This is a genomic window from Rubrimonas sp. (genome assembly GCF_036788415.1).
Lineage (GTDB): Bacteria > Pseudomonadota > Alphaproteobacteria > Rhodobacterales > Rhodobacteraceae > Rubrimonas.
The window spans coordinates 1-2,553 of record NZ_DAIQNN010000214.1; the positions used below are offsets into that span (position 1 = coordinate 1).

The window sequence follows — 2,553 nt, forward strand, 5'->3', positions numbered from 1 at the left end:
GGGAGCCGGGCGATGTGGGGATCCCGGTGATCGACGGCCCGAACGGCTGCAAGCTGGCGCTCATCATCTGCCATGACGGCATGTTCCCCGAAATGGCGCGCGAATGCGCCTACAAGGGCGCCGAGATCATGCTGCGGACCGCCGGCTACACGGCGCCGATCCGCGAGAGCTGGCGCTTCACCAATCAGGCCAACGCCTTCTGCAACCTGATGGCGACCGCCAACGTCTGCATGTGCGGCAGCGACGGCACCTTCGACAGCATGGGCGAGGGGATGATCGTGAATTTCGACGGGACGATCCTCGCCCATGCCACCACGGGCCGCGCCGACGAGATCGTGACTGCGGAAATCCGCCCCGACCTGATCCGCGAGGCGCGCGCGGGCTGGGGCGTGGAGAACAACATCTACCAGCTCGGCCATCGCGGCTATGTCGCGGTGAAGGGCGGCGCGCGGGACTGCCCCTACACCTACATGACCGACCTCGCCGCCGGCCGCTACCGGCTGCCCTGGGAGGAGGAGGTGCGCGTGACCGACGGAACCGGCTGCGGCTTTCCCGCGCCGACGCGCCTCTATGGCGAGACCAAGCTGGAGGCGGCGGAATGACCGCGCTCGCCAACGCCGCCGCCGAGCCGGGGCCTGTGCCCGCCGACCCCTATCGCTGGCCGTGGAACGGCGATCTGCGCCCGGAGAACACGGCGCTGATCGTCATCGACATGCAGACCGATTTCTGCGGGAAGGGCGGGTATGTCGACGCGATGGGCTATGACCTGTCGCTCACCCGCGCGCCCATCGAGCCGATCAAGGCGGCGCTGGCGGCGATGCGCGCCTGGGGCGGGCATGTGATCCACACCCGCGAAGGCCACCGCCCCGACCTCGCCGATCTGCCCGCCAACAAGCGCTGGCGCTCGCAGCGCATCGGCGCGGGGATCGGCGACCCCGGCCCCTGCGGCAAGATCCTCGTGCGCGGCGAGCCGGGCTGGGAGATCATCGAGGAACTCGCCCCGCTCCCGGGCGAGGCGGTGATCGACAAGCCGGGCAAGGGCAGCTTCTGCGCGACCGATCTGGAGCTGATGCTGCGGGTGCGCGGGATCGACAACCTGATCCTGACGGGCATCACGACGGATGTCTGCGTGCACACCACCATGCGCGAGGCCAATGACCGCGGCTTCGAATGCCTGCTGCTCGAGGATTGCTGCGGCGCGACCGACAAGGGCAACCATGACGCGGCGGTGAAGATGATCAAGATGCAGGGCGGCGTGTTCGGCGCGGTCTCCGACAGCGCGACCCTCATCGCAGCGCTCGCATGACGGTCGCAGCCCACAGTGCGCAAGGCGCCCCCGGCCTCGAGACGGTCGGCATGACCATGCGCTTCGGCGCGTTCACGGCGCTGGAGGACGTGTCGATCGCGGTTGCGCCGGGCACGGTGCACGCGCTGCTCGGCGAGAACGGGGCGGGCAAGTCCACGCTCGTGAAATGCGTGATGGGGGTGCAGAAGCCCACCGACGGCCAGATCATGGTGGCTGGGCGCGAAGTGGACGTGCCGAACCCGCGCGCGGCCCACGCCCTCGGGCTGGGGATGGTCTATCAGCATTTCACGCTGGTGCCCTCGCTGACGGCGGCGGAGAACCTCGTGATCAGCCGCGACGACGCGCCCCGCGTGATCGACTGGGCGCGCGAGCGGGCCGGCCTGTCCTCCTTCATGGACCGGATGCCCTTTCGCGTGCCGCTCGACATGCCGGTGGGGCGGCTGGCGGCGGGCGAGCGGCAGCGTCTGGAAATCCTCAAGCAGCTCTATCTCGGGCGGCGCTTCCTGATCCTCGACGAGCCGACGTCGGTGCTGACGCCCGAGGAGGCTGACGAAGCTCTGGGCTTCATCCGCGGTCTGGCGCAGGCGGGCGAGATCACGGTCCTGATGATCACCCACAAGTTCCGCGAGGTCGACGCCTTCTGCGACGACGTCAGCGTCCTGCGCCGGGGGCGGCTCGCGGGCAAGGGGCGCGCGCGCGACCTCGACCACGCCGCGATGGCCGAGATGATGATCGGCGCGCCTCCGAAGGCGCCGCCGGTGCGCGCCCAGCGCGAACCAGGCGCGCCGGCGCTGGAGGTGCGCGGGCTGAAGGCGCTCGACCGCTCGGGCCTGAAACCGATTGAGATCGACGCGCTGGAGGTGCGCGCGGGAGAGATCGTCGGCGTCGCGGGGGTGTCGGGCAACGGCCAGATGGAGCTGGTCGAGACGCTGGCGGGCCAGCGTGCGGCGCTCGCGGGGGATGTCCGGGTGATGGGCGCGCCGTTTCACGCGACCCGCGCCGAGGCGCAGAAGCACGGCGTGCGCTGGCTGCCCGAGGAGCCGCTGCGCAACGCCTGCGCGCCGGCGATGAGCGTCGCCGAGAACGTCGCCTTCCGCGATTTCGACGCGGGCAATCGGGTATGGGTGTCGGCGACGGCGCTGCGCCGTGTCGCCGAACCGCTGACGCGCGCCTTCAACGTGAAGATGGCCTCCATCGACGCGCCGATCTCCACGCTCTCGGGCGGCAATGTCCAGCGCGCGGCGCTG

General features: G+C 70.5%; 3 protein-coding genes. All 3 read left to right on the plus strand.

Annotation, left to right across the window (positions count from 1 at the left end; genetic code table 11):
- On the plus strand, positions 1 to 602 hold a 602-nt coding region (locus V7Q31_RS18695; protein ID WP_333835344.1), incomplete at its 5' end, for a nitrilase-related carbon-nitrogen hydrolase.
- The gene (gene biuH, locus V7Q31_RS18700; RefSeq protein ID WP_333835345.1) at positions 599 to 1,306 is read left to right on the plus strand and encodes a biuret amidohydrolase; all 708 of its coding nucleotides are present in this window, start codon (positions 599 to 601) and stop codon (positions 1,304 to 1,306) included. The genes V7Q31_RS18695 and biuH, both read left to right, overlap by 4 nt.
- Positions 1,303 to 2,553 (plus strand): ABC transporter ATP-binding protein (locus tag V7Q31_RS18705; RefSeq protein WP_333835346.1); only part of this gene is annotated, 1,251 nt, incomplete at its 3' end. The genes biuH and V7Q31_RS18705, both read left to right, overlap by 4 nt.

What these genes read in the sequence shown, in the direction of transcription:
- biuH (WP_333835345.1), top strand. Translation starts at nt 599, where the DNA reads ATGACCGCGCTCGCCAACGCCGCCGCCGAGCCGGGGCCTGTGCCCGCC.